General features: G+C 52.0%; 16 protein-coding genes. 1 reads left to right on the top strand and 15 read right to left on the bottom strand.

Going from position 1 to position 20870, the window contains the following annotated elements; genetic code table 11:
* Positions 1 to 140 precede the first annotated feature (140 nt).
* The 4 genes from mukB to cmoM are packed head-to-tail and all read right to left on the bottom strand — an operon-like array spanning position 141 to position 7390.
* The gene (gene mukB, locus ACJHWT_RS23225; RefSeq protein WP_000572669.1) at positions 141 to 4601 is read right to left on the bottom strand and encodes a chromosome partition protein MukB; all 4461 of its coding nucleotides are present in this window, start codon (positions 4599 to 4601) and stop codon (positions 141 to 143) included.
* Positions 4601 to 5305 (bottom strand): chromosome partition protein MukE, encoded by a 705-nt coding sequence (gene mukE / locus ACJHWT_RS23220; protein ID WP_001295931.1) that lies wholly within the window; start codon positions 5303 to 5305, stop codon positions 4601 to 4603. Before mukE ends, mukB begins: the two co-directional genes overlap by 1 nt.
* Positions 5286 to 6608: a chromosome partition protein MukF gene (mukF, locus tag ACJHWT_RS23215; RefSeq protein ID WP_001288856.1), complete on the bottom strand. Its 1323-nt coding sequence runs from the start codon at positions 6606 to 6608 to the stop codon at positions 5286 to 5288. The genes mukE and mukF overlap by 20 nt, the downstream gene beginning before the upstream one ends.
* Positions 6605 to 7390: a tRNA uridine 5-oxyacetic acid(34) methyltransferase CmoM gene (gene cmoM, locus ACJHWT_RS23210; protein ID WP_001304765.1), complete on the bottom strand. Its 786-nt coding sequence runs from the start codon at positions 7388 to 7390 to the stop codon at positions 6605 to 6607. Before cmoM ends, mukF begins: the two co-directional genes overlap by 4 nt.
* Positions 7391 to 7525: 135 nt before the next feature.
* Between cmoM and elyC the strand changes: the two genes are divergently transcribed.
* Positions 7526 to 8305, top strand: coding sequence for an envelope biogenesis factor ElyC (gene elyC, locus ACJHWT_RS23205; RefSeq protein ID WP_000899580.1), 780 nt, complete (start codon positions 7526 to 7528; stop codon positions 8303 to 8305).
* Here the strand turns inward: elyC and ACJHWT_RS23200 are convergent.
* The 11 genes from ACJHWT_RS23200 to ycaL all read right to left on the bottom strand — a co-directional run bounded on the left by ACJHWT_RS23200 (position 8282) and on the right by ycaL (position 20662).
* Positions 8282 to 9175: a YcbJ family phosphotransferase gene (locus tag ACJHWT_RS23200; protein ID WP_000436910.1), complete on the bottom strand. Its 894-nt coding sequence runs from the start codon at positions 9173 to 9175 to the stop codon at positions 8282 to 8284. The genes elyC and ACJHWT_RS23200 overlap by 24 nt on opposite strands.
* Positions 9176 to 9328: 153 nt before the next feature.
* The gene (gene kdsB / locus ACJHWT_RS23195; protein WP_000011622.1) at positions 9329 to 10075 is read right to left on the bottom strand and encodes a 3-deoxy-manno-octulosonate cytidylyltransferase; all 747 of its coding nucleotides are present in this window, start codon (positions 10073 to 10075) and stop codon (positions 9329 to 9331) included.
* On the bottom strand, positions 10072 to 10254 hold the full coding sequence (gene ycaR / locus ACJHWT_RS23190; protein ID WP_000350058.1) for a protein YcaR: 183 nt from the start codon (positions 10252 to 10254) through the stop codon (positions 10072 to 10074). Before ycaR ends, kdsB begins: the two co-directional genes overlap by 4 nt.
* Before the next feature lie 51 nt (positions 10255 to 10305).
* Complete coding sequence (gene ycaQ / locus ACJHWT_RS23185; protein WP_000056558.1) at positions 10306 to 11538, bottom strand: crosslink repair DNA glycosylase YcaQ; 1233 nt, start codon at positions 11536 to 11538, stop codon at positions 10306 to 10308.
* A gap of 36 nt (positions 11539 to 11574) precedes the next feature.
* On the bottom strand, positions 11575 to 12561 hold the full coding sequence (gene lpxK, locus ACJHWT_RS23180; RefSeq protein WP_000570550.1) for a tetraacyldisaccharide 4'-kinase: 987 nt from the start codon (positions 12559 to 12561) through the stop codon (positions 11575 to 11577).
* The gene (gene msbA / locus ACJHWT_RS23175) at positions 12558 to 14306 is read right to left on the bottom strand and encodes a lipid A ABC transporter ATP-binding protein/permease MsbA (RefSeq protein ID WP_000551259.1); all 1749 of its coding nucleotides are present in this window, start codon (positions 14304 to 14306) and stop codon (positions 12558 to 12560) included. Before msbA ends, lpxK begins: the two co-directional genes overlap by 4 nt.
* A gap of 36 nt (positions 14307 to 14342) precedes the next feature.
* Entirely contained in the window at positions 14343 to 16607 is a 2265-nt protein-coding gene (locus tag ACJHWT_RS23170) for a ComEC family protein (protein ID WP_000705722.1), read from the bottom strand.
* A gap of 206 nt (positions 16608 to 16813) precedes the next feature.
* Positions 16814 to 17098 (bottom strand): integration host factor subunit beta, encoded by a 285-nt coding sequence (ihfB, locus tag ACJHWT_RS23165; RefSeq protein WP_000167336.1) that lies wholly within the window; start codon positions 17096 to 17098, stop codon positions 16814 to 16816.
* Positions 17099 to 17257: 159 nt separating this feature from the next.
* Complete coding sequence (gene rpsA / locus ACJHWT_RS23160; protein ID WP_000140327.1) at positions 17258 to 18931, bottom strand: 30S ribosomal protein S1; 1674 nt, start codon at positions 18929 to 18931, stop codon at positions 17258 to 17260.
* A 110-nt stretch (positions 18932 to 19041) separates the two neighbouring features.
* Positions 19042 to 19725, bottom strand: a complete 684-nt coding sequence (gene cmk, locus ACJHWT_RS23155; RefSeq protein WP_000125016.1) for a (d)CMP kinase — start codon at positions 19723 to 19725, stop codon at positions 19042 to 19044.
* Positions 19726 to 19897: 172 nt separating this feature from the next.
* Positions 19898 to 20662: a metallopeptidase YcaL gene (ycaL, locus tag ACJHWT_RS23150; RefSeq protein WP_001317748.1), complete on the bottom strand. Its 765-nt coding sequence runs from the start codon at positions 20660 to 20662 to the stop codon at positions 19898 to 19900.
* Positions 20663 to 20870 lie beyond the last annotated feature (208 nt).

The raw sequence follows: 20870 nt of genomic DNA, 5'->3' as shown, positions 1-20870 counted from the left end.
AGTTGCCAGACCGCAAGGTGTTTTAACAAATCAAAAGGGGTTTTAATAACTGGCTCAAAGCTGAAAGCTTTCCGGAACCCCCAGCCTAGCTGGGGGTTTTCTGTGCACAAAGAAAAGGCGGCATTGCTGCCGCCTTCATTTTAACTCGCTTGGTAAGGCGCTTCGTCACTTCCTGGAAGCGTTTCAGGGAGTTGCGGCGCAAATCCTCGCAGGCCGACGACGTGAACGTGTTCGGTATTCTGGAAGACTTTACGCACCAGTTTATAGGTGGTGCCTTTTTCCGGACTGATATTTTCCGGCGCTGCGATGATGAGCTGCATTTGCAAACGTTCACACAATTCAAACAGCGTGGCGATAGAACGAGCATCCAGTCGCGCTGCTTCATCGAGGAACAGCAGGCGGCAAGGAGAGATATCTTTACCGCGCAGGCGGCGAGATTCATCTTCCCAGCTTTGTACCACCATCACCAGAATCGACATACCGGTACCAATCGCCTCACCGGTCGACAGAGCGCCAGATTCTGCGCGCAGCCAGCCATCAGAACCACGGTTAACCTCAACTTCCATTTCCAGATAGTTGCGGTAATCCAGCAGTTCTTCGCCAATGGTCTGCGGCGTGCGCTGCCCCATATCAATCTGCGGATTAAGACGCTGATACAATTTCGCCAGCGCTTCCGAGAAGGTCAGACGGTTGCTGTTAAACAGATCCTGATGCTGCTCGTGCTGTTCAGAGAGCACATCCAGCAGCATGGCGTGCGTTTCACGCACGTTCACATTCAGACGTACGCTGTTTACCTGACCGAACGATACGTTCTGCAAACCCTGGTTGAGCATACGGATACGGTTCTGTTCGCGCTGAATGGTTTTGCGAATAATGTTCGCCACGCTGCGGGAACTGATCGCCAGTTTCTGTTCACGGGAGGTTAACTCTTCGGTCAGACGGCTAAGTTCGATCTCCATCTGTTCGATAGCTTCCACCGGATCATCGGTACGAATAATATCCTGACGAATACGTTCACGCAGATGCTGATAAACCGCCACGAAGAACTGAATTTTACGTTCCGGACGTTTTGGATCTTCCGACATCCGCAGCACGTCGCGCAGATGTTCGTTATCCGCCACCGCCAGACGCAGCGCACCTAACGCCTTATCCGACATGGAACGCAAATCATCAGCGGAGAGATAAGCCAGCTCACGACGGTGTAAGCGGCGTTCAACGCCGTTATCTTTCACCATGCGCATGACTGCACACCAGCCCGCTTTCGCGGTCACTACCTGCTCGCGCATCTCAAAGTAATCACGCTCCAGCTTGCGCAGTTTGCGGGTCAGGTTGTCCATCTCCGCTTCGCAGAAGGTAAGCGCTTTTTCCAGTTGATTGCGGCGTGAACGGTTATTGCTCAGTTGCGCGTGCAACTCGTCACGGCGAATACGCGCCCGCTCTTCTGCCCCGCTATCAGCACGCACGCCGATATCCTGCAATTCACGTTGCAGATCGTTGAGTAGCTCTTTTTTGGTGTCGTAAGAACTTTTCAGCGAAGCCAGCACCTGGTTGTACTGACTCAACTGCGCTGCGTGTCCGCGCAACGCTTCACGCGCGCGGGTACGCTCCGCTTCCGCCTGTTCCAGACGTTCACGCAGTTTTTCGTTGAGATCGCTGTTACCGCTCAGCATTTCTGCCGAGTCAGAGTAGCTAAAGTGCGCACGACGCTGCACCACTTCCGTCAGGGCAAACGCCTGCTGACGGGCATCGCGCTGCATCTGCTGAGAGTACGCGTAATCTTCTTTTAACTGTTCGAACTGTTCCGGGTCGCTCTGCAATACCGAAACGATCGGTTCCAGTTTCGCCAGTTGATTGCCAAACTGCTGAACAAAACGCGCGGCTTCCTGGGCTTCATCCAGACGTTCGCGGATTTCATCGACGCGATCCGCCAGGCTGTCATCAGCCAACAGGTTGAGACGCGGCAGAATGCGGTTCAGCGCCGTAACGCCCTCTTTCGCCTGCTCAAATTGAATACGCTGCTGCTGGTTATCATTTTCATGATTACTCAGCGCCCGCTCCAGTTCGACGCGACGGCTGTTCAGTTGACGGATTTCGGCTTCCGGATCAGACTCAAACGCCACCGCCAGATGACTACCTATAAAGCGGCTGAACGCCTGATGCAGACGCTGGGTTTTCTGTACATCAAAAGAGAGCGTGGCGAAGCGTTCGGAAAGCACTTCACGCTCGGCATGGAGGCTTTCAATACGGCTTTCACGCGCAGCACGACCAAACAGCGGAACTTCCGGAAAACGTGAGTAACGCCACTGACGATCGGCGATTTTCACCACTACCGCTTTTTCCAGCTCATCAACGCTGAACACGCTGTCATCGAATGACTGCGGATCCCCTTCGATCAGATAGAGATCTTCCGGGCAATCGGTCAAGCCTTCCAGGTGTTCGGTTACCTGTGACAGATCTGGCACCACGATGGCGTGGCGTGACGGGCCATACAGTGCCGAGAAGTACGGCGCATCTTCCAGACTCACGTCGTCATAAATTTCGGACAGCAGCACGCCGCCAAAACGCTCCGCCAGCGCATTCAAACGCTGGTCTTCAGAACCACCTGGCTGGCTTAAACGTTCGATCTCTTCATCGACGGCGTTTTTGCGCGCGCCTACTTCATCGCGTTCAACAATGGCTTCGCGCTCACGCTCCAGCAACTGTTGCAGATATTCAGTGACGTCCTGGCTGGAGGTGAACTCTTCGCCGCACTGTTCGCTCAACTGGTTGAGACTGTTTTGCGCTGCCAGCCAAACCGGTGCACGCTGCATCAAACTCTGAATGCGAGACTGCAGCTGTTCCTGTTCCTGGCGCAGTGCCATCCGCTCTTCTCGGGCGTTAGAGACGCTATCGGAAAGAGAGGCAATGCGTGCTTCCAGCTCCTGATGCAGAGCTTCCAGTTCATCAATATCAAAATTCTTGCCCTGACGTTTGCAGAAATCTGCCAGCAGACGCTCAGCTTCTTGCTGCTCACGCAGACGCTGTTCCAGTTCGCTTAAGCGCATCCGCAACGGCTGAACCTGCTCTGCCAGGTGACGCTGATCGACCCCTTCGCGCAATAGTTCGCGAGCGACATCCCACGCCTCGTTACGCGCCAGCGGGCCGTTGATTGCCACCACCAGCTGATAAGCCTGCTCAAACTGGCTGTGCGCGGTTTGCGCCATGCTCATTTTCTGCTCAAGAGAGAGCATTTTTTCGGTCGCTTCCAGCTCTTTCGCCTGGAAGGTTTCCAGCCATTCGGCAGCGCTGTCGGCGGTTAAGTCCGGCAGATGGCACAGTTCTTTGGCACGATTAAGCGCAGCAATCGCCTGGTTATACTGGATCGCGCGCGTTTGCTGGACGTCCAGCGCCTGCTGGTAGTCAGCAAGCTGGCTTTTCAGCTCGTCCACTTCCAGTTCGGCAGCTTCCGCACGAGCCTCGTTCTCTTCCTGGCGTTCGATGGCTTCTGCCACCACTTCGTTTTGCTCTTCCAGACGGATCTGCAGCTCATCGAGATCCGCTTCGTAGCGTTCGATCTTCTCCTGCTGACGCAGTGCGGTTTGCACCAGGTTCAGGTGATCGCTGGCCGCCTGATAATCCGCTTCCAGATCGCCTTCGGCACCGTTGTGCTCAGCCAGCTCTCGCGCCATGTCGACGTGTTTGTACTGCTCAGCCGCCAGTTGCTGACGCGAAGTATGTAGCTCGCGACGAAACTCCAGGGCCTTATCGAGATGAACACGGCGCTCGTTGGCGTGACGCATGTAGTCCGCCGCCACGTAGTTGGTGGCTTCGCTGATCAGATGCTTAAACAGGTCACGGTCTGACTGGGTGACACGAATCGCTTCCAGCGTCATGCGGTTTTCACGCAGCGCCGCTTCCATGTCCTGGAACGCTTTCCGCACCCCACTGTTTTCCGGCAACAGGTAGTCGCGCAGAGAACGAGTAATGGCGCTGGAGATCCCGCCATACAGCGAGGCTTCGATCAGACGATAGAATTTACTACGGTCAGACGCTGAGCGCAGACGACGCGCGATGATGCCCAGATCGAACATCAGCGAGTGGTAATCGGTAATGGAGTTGAACTGTTTAAACTGCACGCCTTCCATCGCCTCGAGCTTGTCTTTCAGCTCGTTAAGCGGCAGCACGCGCGCCTGGCGTTCGTTCAGAGTTTCGGTCACCAGTTGTGTCGGCTGCACCGACATCGGCAGGCCCTGAATGGCAAATGGTTTGATATCCACTTTACGATCGCGTCCGGCAACCTGTTGCAGACGCACACCGACCACTACACGCTGGTGGCGCGAGTTAATGGTGTCGAGCATCGAATAACAGACACCCGCTTTCAGCTTACCGTGCAGACCTTTATCGCGCGAACCGCTGGTGGCCCCGGCTTCCGTAGTGTTACGGAAATGCAGCAGGGTCAGGTCGGGGATAAGCGCCGTAACGAACGCTGCCATGGTGGTGGATTTACCCGCCCCGTTACCGCCAGAAAGCGTCGTGACCAGCTCGTCAAGGTCAAAAGTTCGGGCAAAAAAGCCGTTCCAGTTAATCAGCGTCAGTGAGCGAAATTTACCGCGTTCAATCATTATTCTTCCTCTCCGCTATCTGGCTGACTCTCTTCGGTTTCATCGTTGAGTTGCAGATGATTTTCAATCGGCATTGCTTCGCCATCACGAATCAGGCGACGCTGTGCTTCACGGGGATCGTCGCCAGCACGCACATCGGCTCCGAAGCGGAACACCGATTCGGTAATGCGGAACTTGCTGCTGTCGTGGCCCATAAACCACACCATACCCAAACGACGCAGACGGTTGAGCGAAGAACGTACTTTCTCCTGCAACTTCTGCCGGTCAACGTCTGAACCGGTTGAACGGTTGTTCACCAGTTTCAGCAGTTTCGCTTCATCGGCCAGGGTGAGCAGTTCGTCGTACAGTTCCTGCTGGGTGAAAATCCCCTCATTCGCCAGCCGTTCCGGGCTGAGATAGAGATAACAGAGGATTTTCCCGACCATCATATCCAGTTCCGACAAGACGGAACGAGGGATCAGCGTGGTGGAACGTGGGCGTAGATAGAAGAACCCTTCCGGTGCACGAATAAGCTCAACGTTATAACGCGCGTAAAACTCTTCCAGATATTCCTGAAAATCCATCAGGAATGCATGATTATCCAGTTCGTCGAGGCCAATATGACGGCCTGAACGTAAGGCGCTATCCAGCGCCGGAAATAACGGATTCGCCAGCGCCTGCGCCAGCTTAACCGGCATCACTTGTTCAATATTTGTCGATGACATGCGCCTGTACCTTGGCTCCGTAATCATTAATCGGCTGCCATTTCGCTGGCAGTCCGGTGAAATCTGCTTGCGCTACGCCAAGACGTACCGCCTGATCAATAACAATGCGCGCAACGTCAAAGTGACGTGCACGCGGATACTGTGACAGATATTCGCGTACCACCAGACCAAGATCCAACGGCACTTGTCTGGTTTTGTACACGGCAAGTTGTTCTTCGATGATCGCCGCCAGCTGTTCGCGGATCTCGTTAAACTCTTCGTACTCCAGATCCTCAGGAAGTTCCCCAGTCACTTCTTCATCGCGCAGTACCATCTCTTCGTCACGCATATCCAGCAGACGATCGGCATTGGCATAAGTTAGCGCCCACGGCTCATCAAAATAGGTTTGTACCGACTGACGTAACCGCTGAGCAAAGACGCGGTTTTTATCCATATCGATCGCAGTACGGATAAATTTGTGTACGTGGCGGTCGTAGCCAATCCACAAGTCTATGGATTGCTGGCCCCAACTGATAATACGGTCGAGTTTGCTCTGCAGATCGAACACCAGACGATCGACAAAATGCAGGTCGTCATGGGTCATCGTCGCATCCTGAATGCGCAACAGATTAGCCTGCAATTTATCGCCTGCCGCTTCCAGCGTATCCTGCAATTCACGCAGCGTTCCGGAAGTTTCTGAAAGCAACAATTCACAGCTGGAAATCGCCGCCCGCCAGTCTTTGTTCAACAACTGGGCGATATCATCCTTCACCTGCTGCTGCTGTTCGTCCATCAGACGTTGCGTCAGGTCGATACTGTCGAAAATTTCTGCTACCGAATATTTCAGTGGCGCATAAACATTACGGTGCCAGTGAAATTCATCACCGCCCTCTTCGGCGGCATCTGCCGCGCGTTTGAGCTCACCCGCCACAATCGACAACTGCATAGAAAGGCGCAGCGTAGAAAACTCGCGCTGACGAATGTAATAGTCAGTGATGCCGATGCCGAGCGGCGTCAGACGGTAAATTGCGTTCCCTTCCGCCTGCTCGCTGGTAAAGCGGTTCAGCAGACGTTGACGCACCATGTCGTTGATCGCGTTGTTGGCGCGCACGCCGATGGTTTCGCTGGTTTGCTCAAACGCATCACTCACATGGCGGAATGCATCCACCAGCTCGCCTTCACTCATCTCACCATCCAGACGCTCGCCGTTCAGCGTGGCAACCGCCAGCAGAAAAGAGAGTCGGTCTACCGGCAGCGAGATGGAGAAGTCATTTTTTCTGGCCCAGGCAACCAGTTCGGGGACTGTCTGGGAAAATTCACTCATACTTTATCCTTGCTCTGCGGTTTGCGCGCGGTGACATGAATATAACGCCCCAGGGTAATATACGGTTCCTGACGGCAATAACGCGTTTCTAATTCAAGTAATGCTTCATAGCAGTCGCGCTGCTGATGCTTCTCGCGCAGATAATCATGAAACACGCGAACGCCTGTCTTACCCAGAATTTGCCAACCAGCTTCTTCCAGCCACAGATAAACCTGCGCCGGGTCGCGTGGATAATCTGGCGAAAGCGTCCGTTTTTTCTTTTTCGGCATTCCCGCCTGCACGTAATCAAAATTCCCGGCGACCATGTTATGCATCAACAAACCATGCGCATTGTAGAACATTAACGACAACACGCCGCCTGGACGCAACACTGACCACAGGGTCTGTAATACGCTGCGGGGATCGGCCACCCACTCGAGCACCGCATGGAACAATATCAGATCAACGGGCGTTTCCAAATGCGAAGCAACATCCTGAGCGGCGCAATGTATAAATTGCATGTTGTCGCTCACACCTTTTGCTTCTGCCGCCTGTTTTGCGCGATCGATCATCTGCGCAGAAAGATCGCATAAAATGACCTGATGCCCACGCTCGGCCATTTTGATTGCGGTCTGCCCTTCTCCACCGCCAGCATCCAGCACACGCAGTTTTTGCGGGCCCATTTCCGCCAGCACGCGATCGAGATCCTGCCACAGAATAGCCTGTCGAAGCTGCCCTTTGGTGGTGCCGTAAATGTTACGGGAAAACTTTTCCGCAATATCATCAAAATTGCGATCCTGCATTGCTTTCTCCACCGCTTGGCTAAGACGTTTTCTGATAAAGACGCTATTTTGTCACAGCCACGGCGAGAATGAACCCGTCTGGTGTAATATCGCTGGCGATCCCTTGCTATATGGTCAAAAAAGGAACCAGAAAGGATGCTTTTTACACTGAAAAAAGTGATTGGCAATATGTTGCTGCCACTTCCGCTGATGTTGTTGATTATTGGCGCTGGCCTGGCGCTGCTGTGGTTTAGCCGTTTTCAAAAAACCGGGAAGATTTTTATTAGCATTGGGTGGCTGGCGCTCTTGTTATTGAGTTTGCAACCGATAGCCGACCGCCTGTTGCGTCCCATCGAAAACACTTATCCGACATGGAATAATTCGCAAAAAGTGGACTATATCGTGGTGCTCGGAGGTGGTTATACCTGGAACCCGCAGTGGGCGCCGAGCTCTAATTTAATCAATAACAGTCTGCCACGCCTGAATGAAGGTATTCGCTTATGGCGCGAAAATCCGGGATCAAAACTGATCTTTACGGGAGGCGTAGCTAAAACCAATACGGTGAGCACAGCCGAAGTAGGTGCCAGAGTTGCGCAATCGCTGGGCGTGCCGCGCGAGCAAATTATCACCCTGGATTTGCCAAAAGATACCGAAGAAGAAGCTGCAGCAGTGAAACAGGCGATTGGTGACGCACCTTTCCTGCTGGTGACCTCCGCATCACATCTGCCGCGGGCGATGATCTTTTTTCAGCAGGAAGGGCTAAATCCGCTGCCAGCCCCGGCGAATCAGTTGGCCATCGACTCGCCGCTTAATCCGTGGGAACGGGCAATCCCTTCTCCGGTTTGGTTGATGCATAGCGATCGTGTTGGCTATGAAACGCTTGGCCGCATCTGGCAGTGGCTAAAAGGTTCGTCAGGCGAGCCACGGCAAGAGTGATTTTGATGCCAGATCGAAGTTGCGCCGACTAAATCGTCCGGTATTAACCAGTTGCGCAACTTCATCCCATAACACATACAACCAACGCCGCCAGATGAACGACTCCGCCACTGGCGCGCGTTGCAGGTAACTCCAGAGCAAATCTTCTGCCAGAGAATTATCCATTAGTCGGAACAGTTCGTATTCTCGCGGTGCCCAAAGCATTAGTCCCGGCCCGACCATCGCCAGTAACTGATCGCTGCGCGAATCTTTCAGCATGCTGCGTAAACAGAAGTTACCGTGAATCAGCACACAATTGTCGTTAAAGCCTTCAAATAATGCCGGGAGACATTCGCGAGTACGAAACAGGATCCGCTTATCCTGCATCGTTAGACCGGTGTTATTGAACTGATTGAGCGTGGTCCATAGCACTTCAACATGTTGCCGGTACCATGAGGGCCAGAAATTTTCCTGAGTATTGTCGACCGCGCCGACGCAACCGCGACTGTCCTGACGGTGCCAGGCCAGTAAGGCTTCAACGATTTGATCTTTGAGTTGTTCCCAGCGTTCTGGTGTTCGGGCTGGTGCCTCCACCGAAACACCACGCATCCGCTCCAGTAGCAGGACATCGGGGCCGGGGTGGTCTTCATGCGTCATCACACCATAAATAGTCGGCATACGGACAGTCCCACTTCTTGCCAGCATGGTGGTTTTCCATGCCAGTTGTCGGGCTTTTCCGGGCGTACTAAAGCTTCTTGCCATTAACGGCATTGGGTTTCCCTGGCTGTCATACAAAGCCCACAACGCCGTATCCGCTTTTTCATTGACGCACTCAATACGACTGAGTTTTTCGCCCAGTAAATGGCTTAATTCGGCACGCAGCTGTTCCATTCAGATTACCCTCATAAAAGCTACTGCTTTCATAATGAGCGCCAATATAAAAGATGTCACCTGAATGAGATCAATTGTTGAAAAGAAAAATTGAGGAAAATCGTAACGGTACGACACTCCTCCCAAAATTGGCTGGAGTGTCGTGAAGTGAAATTAGCGCATTTCAGCGCGAACGCGCTCGAGATCTTCAGGGGTATCCACACCTGTGCCAGGAACTTCCTGGGCGACAGCAACATGGATTTTTTCGCCGTACCACAGAACACGAAGCTGCTCTAACATTTCGATGTGTTCTAACGGACTTGGCTGCCAGTTGACGTAACGACGGATAAAGCCTGCACGGTAGCCATAAATACCAAGATGACGCAGGAAGTTATCGCCAACGGTTTCAAGGCCTTTTGCAAAACGATCACGATCCCAAGGAATGGTGGCGCGAGAGAAGTACAGTGCATACCCTTCAGCGTCGAGGACCACTTTCACCGCATTCGGGTTAAACGCTTCCTCCGCATTGTGGATTGGCACCGCCAGAGTCGCCATACCCACCTGACGCTGGGCGAGATTATCAGCAACCTGACGAATGATTGTCGCAGGGATCATCGGTTCATCCCCCTGCACATTAACGATCACCGTGTCGTCGCTGAATGCGCATTTTTCGACAACTTCCGCCAGACGTTCTGTTCCTGACTGATGATCGGCGCGCGTCATACATACTTCACCGCCAGCGGCTTCAACAGCGCGGGCAACATTCTCATGATCGGTTGCCACGATGATGCGCTCGGCACCTGATTCGCGCGCGCGTTCAAGAACATGAACAATCATGGGTTTGCCGTTAATATCAACCAATGGTTTACCGGGCAGACGCGTGGACGCGTAGCGCGCGGGAATAATGACCACAAAACTCATGATTTACTCTCATCAGCAGTCAGCACGCGGGCTTCCGTTTCCAGCAACACTGGAATGCCATCGCGCAGCGGGAAAGCCAGGTTGTCCAGTTTGCAAATAAGTTCTTGTTTTTCCTGGTTATACCAAAGTTTTCCGTTGCAAACCGGGCAGGCAATGATTTCAAGCAGACGATGATCCATAGTTCCTCCAGATGGATCGGGTTATGAATGCATAAATCTTATCATAATCATTTATGCGACGGGGTCTATTTCCCAGCAGGTGCGGCAATCAGTAAAGGGGCCTTGCGGGCAGCGTCCTAATGTCACCCGCGTTGCCTGCTGCCAGTTAGCGAAATCAGTAATCGCCTGACGTAACCCTTTTTGCAGCGTTGTCGTTGGTTTAATGCCTTCTTGTAACCACAGAGAGATAACTTCAAGGATGCCTGTCTGGCGATGCATTTTGGCATCCATTCGCCCAACTAATTGCCCACGATGTAATAACGGCAGAACAAAATAGCCATACTGGCGTTTCGGCGCTGGGGTATAGCACTCCAGCCGGTAGCTAAAATCAAAAAGCTGCTCTGCGCGTTTGCGATCCCAGACAACAGGATCAAAAGGCGAAAGTACCGCGCTGTGCGTTGCAGTGAGCTTTCCGGCCAGCGCACGCTCGAGTAGCGGCAGCAAATCAGCATGCAGCCAAAGATTGCCCAATTTTTCAACATGCACAGCAATGATTTGCTGCTGTTCAGCCCTCGCTTCGCGCCAAGCCGCCAGTGCCGGACGTTTCAGCCGATAGTAATCTGCCAGCCACTGTTCGCGGAATATGCCCAGGCTACGCGCACTGTTATCCAGCATGATGATTTCTGCTTCTGTTTGCGAAACGAGATCGCGCTCATCATCCCAGTCAGGCATGACACGATGGGTTAAATCATAAACGCGCTGGAAGTTGCGCCGTTCAATCACCATCACCTTTCCGGCAGTAAATAAACCTTCCAGATGCCGTTTATGCGGCTTCCATTCCCACCAGCCGCTTGCACCTTTACGAGGATGCTCAAAATCGGCTGAACGTACCGGCCCCTTATCATGAATATGCTGAATTAACTGTGCAATTTCCGCCTCATGTTCCTGCATCCAGGCGTCTTTGTATTTCCAGCCCATTTTTTCAGGTGCCAGCATGCGGTGGCGAATAAGACGAAAGTCGCTACGCGGCATAAAGCAGGCTTCATGCGCCCAGTATTCCATTAATTCGCCACGCGCCAGAGACTCATCCAGCCACTGGGCAGGATAATTTCCCAGACGACTGAAAAGCACCAGATATGGACTACGGGCAACAATATTAATGGTATCGATTTGCAGCAAGGACATGCGGGAGATCGTTGCCGGAATATCCCCCAACGACGCTCGACGGCGGGGTTTGTTTAACAGGCCTTGCGCGGCGAGGTGAAGATTACGCGCATCAGCAAGAGAGAGGTGCGGCAGCGACATTCATGACTCCATCAATCGAACGCTGCCGCGGCGTAACTAGTTGCCAGAAGCCAGCGAGGTTAGTTGCGCAAGCAGTTTCGCTGGTTCATCACCTGAAAGCTGTGCGTCAACAGGCAAATACCACCAATTTCCTTCGGCAAAGGCCCGGCATTTCACCGCATCTTTTTCAGTCATTACCAGCGTTTGCCCGGCGTTTACCAACGCGCTGACATCCGCATGGTTCAAAGACTGATGATCGGCCAGCGGTACACATTTTTCCGGTTGTACGCCGCACATCTTCAGCGTGGCAAAAAAGCGCGGCGGATGTCCAATCCCCGCCATCGCCACTACATGTTCAAGCTGAGCAACGTCACAACGCGTACCGGTACGTAAATTCACCGCCTGACCCGGCAGCAGATGCATGGGGATTTCACCGCTGCGGGGGACACCGCCGTTGACGATTACCGCATCAACCGACTTTAAGCGCCCCGCTCGCTCACGCATTGGCCCCGCCGGCAACCACCAGCCATTGCCAAAGCGACGCACACCATCAATAACGACAATTTCCACATCACGCGCCAGACGATAATGCTGTAAACCATCGTCGGTTACGATGATCTGCACATCAGGGTGTTGCGCCAGAATGGCTTTTACCGCGTCAGAACGCACGGGAGAAACCGCAACAGGCGCGCCAGTGCGTTGATAAATCAACACAGGTTCATCACCCGCCTGTGCTGTGGTGGTATCTGCCGACAATAACAGCGGATAAGATTCAGCCTTACCACCATATCCCCGCGATACAACCCCCACGCGAATACCGCGCTGTTGCAGCTGTTCCACCAGCCAGACAACGACCGGGGTTTTTCCGTTGCCGCCTGCGGTGAGATTACCAACCACGACAACCGGTACGGGGGCACGCCAGGCGCGCTTCAGTTTTAGTTTATAGCAAAGACGGATCGCGCCACTCACCAGGCCATACAACCAGGAGAGTGGCAGCAATAGCCGCCATAAAGGGGATTCACCAGACCAGATTTTTTCGATCATTGGCCAAACTGCATTTTGTGAAGTTGCGCGTAAACGCCACGGTGCTCAAGCAAATCGTTATGCGTACCGCGTTCCACAATGACACCATCCTCGACAACCACGATTTCGTCTGCCTTTTCAATGGTAGACAAGCGGTGGGCAATCACCAGAGAGGTACGGTTTTTCTGCAACTCATCCAGTGCCGCCTGAATCGCACGTTCGGATTCGGTATCCAACGCCGAGGTAGCTTCGTCCAGAATCAGTATCGGGCTATCACGCAACAAGGCTCGAGCGATAGCAATACGCTGACGCTGACCGCCAGAGAGCAGCACGCCGTTTTCACCAATCACTGTATCGAGACCGTTATCCATCTTATTGATGAAGTCCATGGCGTAGGCCATACGCGCCGCTTCTTCAATTTGCTCACGGCTGTACTGTTCAGTCCGTGCGTAAGCAATGTTGTTAGCAACCGTATCGTTAAACAGATGGACATTCTGCGACACCAGAGCAACCTGGTTACGTAACGACGCCAGGGTATACTCGCGCAGATCGTGACCATCCATCAGGATTTCGCCTTCATCAATATCGTAAAAACGCGTGATCAGGCTGGCGATGGTTGATTTACCTGAACCAGAGCGTCCAACCAGAGCAACCGTCTTCCCTGCCGGAATTTTCAGGTTGATGTTACGCAATGCGGGCACATCACGTCCCGGATAAGTAAAGGTGACATTGCGGAATTCCACGTCGCCAGTCGCACGCTCGATCACGCGCTTACCTTCGTCTTTCTCCTGCTCACTGTCCAGAATGGTAAACAGCGTCTGACAAGCCGCCATACCGCGCTGGAACTGGGCGTTAACGTTGGTCAGCGATTTCAGTGGACGCATCAGTGCAATCATTGAAGAGAAAACAACGGTAATCGTACCGGCAGTCAGGCTATCCATGACACTTGGGAAGCTTGCCGCATACAGAACAAACGCCAGCGCCAAAGAGGCGATCAGCTGAATGATCGGATCAGAGATGGAAGAGGCTGAAACCATTTTCATCCCCTGAAGACGCATTCGGTTGCTGACTTTATCGAAGCGTTTCGTTTCCACTTCCTGACCACCGAAAATCAATACTTCTTTATGGCCTTTCAGCATTTGTTCGGCGCTGGTGGTCACCTGCCCCATGGTGTTCTGCATGTTTTTACTGATGTTGCGAAAACGCTTCGATACAACGCGAATCGCAATCGAAACAATCGGTGCCAGCACAATCAAAATGATCGACAGTTGCCAACTGTAATAGAACATCATGATGAACAGGCCGATGATCGACGCACCTTCACGCACAACAGTAATCAGTGCGCCGGAAGAAGAAGAAGCGACCTGTTCGGAATCGTAGGTGATACGTGACAACAGCGTACCCGTTGACTGTTTGTCAAAGAATGAAACCGGCATTCCCATCATGTGACCAAACAGGCGGCGACGCATAGTCATTACCACCTTTCCTGATACCCAGGAGATACAGTAGCTGGAGATATAGCTGGTGATACCACGTAAAATCATCAGCCCGATCACCACCAGCGGCATCCACATCAGCACGGAGCGATCTGTTTTACCAAAGCCATCATCAAGAAGTGGCTTAAGGAGCGATAACATGAAGGTATCGCTGGCTGCGTTGAGGATTAACGCTACGCCCGCCACGATCAGACCCGCTTTAAAAGGCGCAATGGTTGGCCACAGTCGGCGGAATGTCTGCCACGTAGAGAGATCTTTGTCGTTATGCATTCAAAAAACCAGCATTTGTTGAAATAGCCGCATATTCTACCCGTTATCCACTGGCACGCCAAACCACTGATGATACCAACGAGGTAAAATTTGCTCTCTGAGGCTGCTAATCCGCCAGCCTTGCGCTGAAAAATTGACCGTTATTTGACCCTGATGTGGAGTATCAAGCCACTTATAACCCTGTTGTTGATAGCGATGTTTAACTTTGCTTGAGGGCAGTCGCCATGCGTTATAGCGCGATGCCGATGCGAGTGCCACTTTTCCATTCACTCGCTGAATTAATGGCAACGATGATGAGGTATTACTGCCATGGTGAGGTACCTGAAGTAATGTTGCCTGCATTTGCTGCCAGTAACGGCTTAGCATCTTTTGTTCAGCGGGGGCTTCAATATCACCGGTTAGAAGAATGCTATTCGTCCCGTCATCAATCTTAACCACACAGGAATGGTTATTTCCTTTATCGTTGCTACCTTGTAAAGGCCAGTGCGCGCTGAAACGCAATCCTTGCCATTGCCACGCTTCGCCACGCACACAGGGCTGATGATGTTCCCAGTTTAACGGACTTCGGATCCATAACATCGGCCATGTGTGCAATATTGAGTCCAGCCCTCCCCGGTGATCCAGATGTTCATGACTCAAAATAACGCCTTCCGGTTCAAGATTATGCCAGTGGAGCCAGGGGATAATCAGTTGTTGCCCACTATCCCCTTCGGGCCAGGCCAGTCCCGTGTCATAGAGAATCGCTTTGCCGTTTCGCGCAATGACCATTGCCAGCCCTTGCCCGACATCAAGCATGTACACTTGCCACTCGTCAGGTCGAGGTTTTTGCCACAGCGGCAAGCACATCAGCAAGCCTACAGCCACACACATTGCTGGCAACGTTCGCCAGGCGTTTAATCGCCATACCACCAGTAAGAACCATGGGGAAAATGTTAGCCATTGCCAACGTTCAGCAATGTTGATCCACCCTTCCGGCAAACTCTTTAACCCCCAGAAAAGTAAAGCCAAAGACCGGTCGGCAAGAAACCATAACCCTTGTTCCAGAATAAACGGCCCGCTTAAATGCACAACCATCGCGGCGAGAATCAACGGAACCGTGATAAATGTCACCAAGGGAATTGCAAAAAGATTTGCAATAAACGAGGTCAGACTAATGCCATGAAATATGACAATTTGCACGGGCATAAGCAGGAGTGTGATTCCCAGTTGCAGATGGATGAGGGAAACAACCGCGCGCAATACCGGCGGCAGCTGCCACTTCGGACAGGGAAACCACTGATACCAAAAAATCAGTGCCGCGACCGCAGCGGCAGAGAGCCATAAACTTTGCGAGAGAATGGCAACAGGATCCATCAGCAAAATTGCCACCAGACAACATATCCATACATCCCAGCCACTCCATTGTCGCCCACTTAACTTAAGCATTCCCCACATGGCAAGCGCCACCACGGTACGCAATGCAGGAGGTTGCATCCCAGTCAGCCAGGCATAAAAAGCAGCACAGCAGATTCCGCCAATTAATGGCATTTGCCAGTGGATCCAGCGCCCAGGCAGAAAAACTTGCCCACCGCGAATGAGTCCGGCAGCCAGCAACGCCGCAAAAGCGATATGCAATCCCGATATCGCCATTAAATGCGCCGTTCCAGTATCGCGCATGATATTTTTGATTTCTTTGGGAACGGATAACCGTTCCCCCATACCTAAACCAAGAATAACCGCGTTCCACATATAGGGTTGCAGCGTTGTTTGTAGTGACGCCAGATACTGTGCACGCAGGCTACAATTCGGTTCAATGACACTTGCCTGCAGAAAGCGGCCGGTGAGCGGCTGATGCTGGGCAATGGCATAACGCTGGCTATCAAAGCCGCCATCATTAAGTTGACCATGAACTGCACGAACTTTGAGTTTCATTGACCACAGTTGTCCAGCACAAACCGCTTGCGGAAGATATTCGCCATACAGCACGAGGCCTGGCGCAGGGAATATACGTCGACCTTGTAGATGAGTAATTTGACCGTAATGAGTGGTCATACCGTCAGTAGCAGTGATCTCAACAATTGCATCCTGCGTCGCGCCAGTTAAGGTTTCTCCTGCCCACAAAATTTGCTTTGCTGCTAATATGCCCCAAACGAAAAACAGCAACGTCAGCGCGATATAACGGACAGTTTTAAAAGGGATAAATACCAATACGCAGGCGAAGACGGTCAGAGACGCAAGGGTTAATGTCCCAGGCAATTGGGGCAAAATCAGCAACGGAAAAATTCCGCAAATTATGCATACGCCGACTGTCGTTATTTTCATGCACCCCTCCCTGTTTATGGAAAGTGTGCAACTTTGTTGAGCGGTTGTCTGGTGGGAGTTTTGCGTTCCCCGAGGCACGTTCAGAAGAATTTAACGAGAGGGTGAAAACTGTTCAAAACTCTGCGAGGCTGCTTCCAGTTCCAGATTAGAGAAATGAAAAAAGCACCCGACAGGTGCTTTTCTCGCGTTCAAGTTTGAGTAAAAACTTAACCGTAAATATTGGCGCGATCGCGCAGTTCTTTACCTGGTTTAAAGTGAGGAACGTATTTTCCTTCCAGTTCTACTTTATCGCCAGTCTTCGGATTACGTCCGGTACGTGGTGCGCGGTAGTGCAAAGAGAAACTGCCGAAACCGCGGATTTCAATACGCTCGCCCTGCGCAAGAGTCGAGGCCATATGCTCCAGCATCTCTTTTACTGCATCTTCAACCGTCTTGGCGGGAATGTGCGATTGCTGGGTGGCAAGTCTTTCTATCAATTCTGACTTGGTCATGATTCCTCCGGTTCCTTAAAGGCAAATTTAGCGGCTGCTGTTGCTGCATTGATTAAGGGCGGCCGTAGCCGCCCTTAGTGCTTGATTACAGGACGAAACCTGCAATCTGTCAAGTAAACTCAACAAACTTCGGAATAAAAATCCCGAAGAGTCAGAGAATTACTCGCCTTTAGCTGCTTTGAAAGCTTCAGCCATTGCGTTGTTGGAGAAGTTTGCATCTTCCTGTTTGTTAACAGTTGCGATTGCATCTTTCTCGTCAGCTTCGTCTTTCGCACGAACAGACAGGCTGATTGCGCGGTTTTTACGATCAACGCCGGTGAATTTAGCTTCAACTTCGTCGCCAACGCTCAGAACCAGGGTAGCGTCTTCAACGCGGTCACGGGATGCTTCAGAAGCACGCAGGTAACCTTCAACGCCGTCAGCCAGTTCTACGGTTGCGCCTTTAGCGTCAACTGCAGTTACTTTACCGGTTACGATAGCGCCTTTCTTGTTCAGAGCAACCCAGTTGTTGAACGGATCTTCTGCGAGCTGTTTAACGCCCAGGGAGATACGTTCACGTTCTGCGTCAACCTGCAGAACAACTGCAGCGATTTCGTCGCCTTTTTTGTATTCACGAACTGCTTCTTCGCCTGCAACGTTCCAGGAGATGTCAGACAGGTGAACCAGGCCGTCGATGCCGCCGTCCAGGCCGATGAAGATACCGAAGTCAGTGATAGACTTGATTTTACCTTCAACACGGTCGCCCTTGTTGTGGGTTTCCGCGAACTGCTGCCACGGGTTAGCTTTGCACTGTTTCAGACCCAGGGAGATACGACGACGTTCTTCGTCGATATCCAGAACCATAACTTCCACTACATCGCCAACGTTAACAACTTTGGACGGGTGGATGTTTTTGTTGGTCCAATCCATTTCGGAAACGTGTACCAGGCCTTCAACGCCTTCTTCGATTTCAACGAAGCAGCCGTAGTCGGTCAGGTTGGTCACGCGACCAGTCAGTTTGGTACCTTCCGGATAACGTTTAGCGATAGCTACCCACGGATCTTCGCCCAGCTGTTTCAGGCCCAGGGATACACGGGTACGTTCGCGGTCGAACTTCAGCACTTTAACAGTGATTTCGTCGCCCACGTTGACGATTTCGCTCGGATGCTTAACGCGTTTCCAGGCCATATCAGTGATGTGCAGCAGGCCGTCAACGCCGCCCAGATCAACGAATGCACCGTAGTCAGTGAGGTTCTTAACGATACCTTTAACTTCCATGCCTTCCTGCAGGTTTTCCAGCAGTTGATCGCGCTCAGCGCTGTTTTCGGATTCGATAACGGCACGACGAGAAACAACAACGTTGTTGCGCTTCTGATCCAGCTTGATTACTTTGAATTCAAGCTCTTTGCCTTCCAGGTGCAGAGTGTCACGCACCGGACGAACGTCTACCAGAGAACCTGGCAGGAACGCACGAATACCGTTCAGCTCAACAGTGAAGCCGCCCTTAACTTTGCCGTTGATAACACCGGTAACAGTTTCAGCATCTTCGTAAGCTTTTTCCAGCGTGATCCAGGCTTCGTGACGTTTAGCTTTCTCACGGGACAGCAGAGTTTCACCGAAGCCGTCTTCTACTGCGTCCAGAGCAACGTCAACTTCGTCACCTACCTGGATTTCCAGCTCGCCCTGGGCGTTTTTGAACTGCTCAGCCGGGATGGCGGACTCAGATTTCAGACCAGCGTCAACCAGTACTACGTCTTTGTCGATAGCAACAACAACGCCACGAACGATAGAACCCGGGCGGGTTTCGATTTCTTTTAAGGACTCTTCAAAGAGTTGAGCAAAAGATTCAGTCATGTTTAATCTTCAGGTTTATATTTAACGTCCACCTGGCTCCATGCCGGATGGGGTTGTTTAACATACCCGCTGTCATTCCATTGCAACGGGGGTACTGCAAATTCGGTCGCTTATGCGAGAGCCAATTTCTGGCGCGCGTATTGTAGCGCTTTTTCAATCACTTGCTCAATGCTTAAGGTGGTGGAATCCAACACTAAAGCATCGGCTGCCGGAACCAGTGGCGCTACCGCTCGGTTACGATCGCGGTCGTCGCGTTCTTTGATCTCGGCCAAAAGGCGCTCAAAGTTAACACTAAAGCCCTTCTCCTGCAACTGTAGCATGCGGCGATGCGCACGTTCTTCCGAGGAGGCGTCAAGGAAAATTTTCACTGGCGCATCAGGGAATACCACCGTTCCCATGTCGCGGCCATCGGCAATCAGGCCTGGTAATTCGCGAAACGCGCGTTGGCGACGCAATAATGCTTCACGAACGCGTGGGAATGCCGCGACTTGTGAAGCAGCATTCGCCACTTCCTGAGTACGAATTTCGCCGCTGACATCTTCCCCTTCGAGGATCACTTCCAGATTGCCATTGGTCGACACAAAACGTACATCCAGATGGGATGCCAGCGGCACGAGCGCATCTTCCGATGCAACATCAACATGGTGATGTAATGCCGCCAGTGCCAGTACGCGATAAATTGCACCCGAGTCCAGCAGATGCCATTGCAACGCTTCCGCCATAGCCTTACACAAGGTGCCTTTCCCTGCACCGCTTGGGCCATCAATGGTAATAACCGGGGCAATTGCCGTCATCTTTATCTCCTTAAAACAGGCGTACCGTTAACATAACCGCGCGCATTATACGCGCCGACGCCACAAATCGTTAACGTTGTGTGCAAAAACCAGTTTTGTCTGTATTCAGATGGGGATTTATTGCGCAATTATAGCGGGCTGGCAGAAGACCAGCCCGAAAGATGACAATGATTTACTTACCAGAGGCGATACGATCACGGATGTGTTGCGCACGCTCTGTTGATGGTGGGTGAGAATCAAACATGGACTGGGTACGACCGCCATCCAGGCTGGCCAATTTTTCAAAGCTGCCAACCAGCCCCTGGGTGCTGATGCCACGTTTCTTCAACAGATCAAAGGAGAAATCATCTGCTTCGGACTCTTTATCGCGGGAGTATTTAGCATTGATCGCGCCTTCTGCGATATCACCTAATTGTGAGCGAGAAAGCTGGGAAGCCACACCGCTGGTAGCGGAAATCGCATCACGTGCGGCAACGATCGCATAAGAAGCTTTCATTTCAGCCAGCGAGTGACCCAACGCGACGTGGCCCAGTTCATGACCCAGAACGCCTTCAATTTCGTTGTCGTTCATCATGTCCATCAGGCCACTGTAGACACGAACACAACCGTTCGCCATCGCCCATGCGTTGACGTCGCTGGTCATATAAACCTTATAGTTGACCGGCGTGCCATTAATATTGTTACCCAATGCTTTGGCGATTTTTGCCAGACGTTTCCCGTACTTGCTGGATTTGCTTGCGACTTGATTGCCGCTGTCCATTTCGACACAGCCCTGATTGGCGATTGCTTTAGCATCAGCATCGCTTAATGTTGCGGCTTTATAAGCATTCAGACCTGAGCTGATAGCCAAATCGGTATTAATACCGTGCGTATTCTGACATCCTGTCAGTAAGGCTGCAGAGGTCGCAATCGCCAGCAGTAATTTAGTATTCTTCATGTGAATCATCCGTTGATTAATTATATATAAACATTATGTATCAACAAGTTACATTGATAATTAACGCTACCATTAATAAAAATACCCCACAAGGTCCGAATAAATATCCTCCGGCATAGCCGGAGGTTTTTCAAATGCGCCTATAAGGCTCTCTTACCAGCCGCGCCCTAACAGGCGCACACGATCTGACATTTGCATCCAACTTCGT

Source organism: Escherichia sp. WS338, assembly GCF_046486405.1.
Lineage (GTDB): Bacteria > Pseudomonadota > Gammaproteobacteria > Enterobacterales > Enterobacteriaceae > Escherichia > Escherichia coli.
This window is presented reverse-complemented; position numbering and strand designations above follow the sequence as displayed.

Coding starts and splice junctions, on each gene's coding strand:
- mukE (WP_001295931.1), bottom strand. CDS start 5,305: ATGTCATCGACAAATATTGAACAAGTGATGCCGGTTAAGCTGGCGCAG.
- ihfB (WP_000167336.1), bottom strand. CDS start 17,098: ATGACCAAGTCAGAATTGATAGAAAGACTTGCCACCCAGCAATCGCAC.
- ACJHWT_RS23170 (WP_000705722.1), bottom strand. CDS start 16,607: ATGAAAATAACGACAGTCGGCGTATGCATAATTTGCGGAATTTTTCCG.
- mukB (WP_000572669.1), bottom strand. CDS start 4,601: ATGATTGAACGCGGTAAATTTCGCTCACTGACGCTGATTAACTGGAAC.
- cmk (WP_000125016.1), bottom strand. CDS start 19,725: ATGACGGCAATTGCCCCGGTTATTACCATTGATGGCCCAAGCGGTGCA.
- cmoM (WP_001304765.1), bottom strand. CDS start 7,390: ATGCAGGATCGCAATTTTGATGATATTGCGGAAAAGTTTTCCCGTAAC.
- mukF (WP_001288856.1), bottom strand. CDS start 6,608: ATGAGTGAATTTTCCCAGACAGTCCCCGAACTGGTTGCCTGGGCCAGA.
- rpsA (WP_000140327.1), bottom strand. CDS start 18,931: ATGACTGAATCTTTTGCTCAACTCTTTGAAGAGTCCTTAAAAGAAATC.
- lpxK (WP_000570550.1), bottom strand. CDS start 12,561: ATGATCGAAAAAATCTGGTCTGGTGAATCCCCTTTATGGCGGCTATTG.
- kdsB (WP_000011622.1), bottom strand. CDS start 10,075: ATGAGTTTTGTGGTCATTATTCCCGCGCGCTACGCGTCCACGCGTCTG.
- msbA (WP_000551259.1), bottom strand. CDS start 14,306: ATGCATAACGACAAAGATCTCTCTACGTGGCAGACATTCCGCCGACTG.
- ycaL (WP_001317748.1), bottom strand. CDS start 20,662: ATGAAGAATACTAAATTACTGCTGGCGATTGCGACCTCTGCAGCCTTA.
- ACJHWT_RS23200 (WP_000436910.1), bottom strand. CDS start 9,175: ATGGAACAGCTGCGTGCCGAATTAAGCCATTTACTGGGCGAAAAACTC.
- ycaR (WP_000350058.1), bottom strand. CDS start 10,254: ATGGATCATCGTCTGCTTGAAATCATTGCCTGCCCGGTTTGCAACGGA.
- ycaQ (WP_000056558.1), bottom strand. CDS start 11,538: ATGTCGCTGCCGCACCTCTCTCTTGCTGATGCGCGTAATCTTCACCTC.
- elyC (WP_000899580.1), top strand. CDS start 7,526: ATGCTTTTTACACTGAAAAAAGTGATTGGCAATATGTTGCTGCCACTT.